This is a genomic window from Mesorhizobium sp. M7A.F.Ca.CA.003.01.2.1 (genome assembly GCF_003998945.1).
Classification (GTDB): Bacteria; Pseudomonadota; Alphaproteobacteria; order Rhizobiales; family Rhizobiaceae; genus Mesorhizobium; species Mesorhizobium ciceri.
In genome coordinates, this window is the sequence record NZ_RZRA01001654.1 from 1 (window position 1) to 471 (window position 471).

The window sequence follows — 471 nt, forward strand, 5'->3', positions numbered from 1 at the left end:
GCAACCGGTCCGGCATCGTCGAGAAACACGACCTGCCCCTGGCCCAGCGCAACCGGGTCGACGCGCAGGAAGGCGGCGGTCTTCAGCAGGTTCTCGGTCTTGGGCAGATTGCGGCCGGTTTCCCAGTTGCCGACGGCGGCGACATCGGTGTCGTTGTGTTCGGCGATGTGGCGCATGACCAGGCCGCGCTGCTTGCGCGCCTTGCGGATCGCCGCTCCGACCTTGATCGACAGTTCCGTTTTTGCCATGGCGCCCATGTGAGGGATGAAAGCCGCTCTCGTCTATGAAAGAATGGCTTGCATCTATTTTCGAGTTATGCTTATATCCGGTCATGCAAAACCTGTCCAGCTTTGATGGCGCCGAGTCGCCGGCCTCACGCGAGGCGCGCCCGGCGGTCATAACCGCCCATTCCCTTTCATCCCGGCCGTCCTCCTCCCCGGCCCGGATGAAGCCCGAGGCCCAGTGCCTGAC

At 63.5% G+C, this 471-nt stretch carries 1 protein-coding gene; it reads right to left on the reverse strand.

Translation table 11 applies throughout. The features are described 5' to 3' along the window. On the reverse strand, nucleotides 1-257 hold a 257-nt coding region (locus tag EN969_RS34770; RefSeq protein WP_164758831.1), incomplete at its 3' end, for a helix-turn-helix transcriptional regulator. Nucleotides 258-471: the final 214 nt, after the last annotated feature.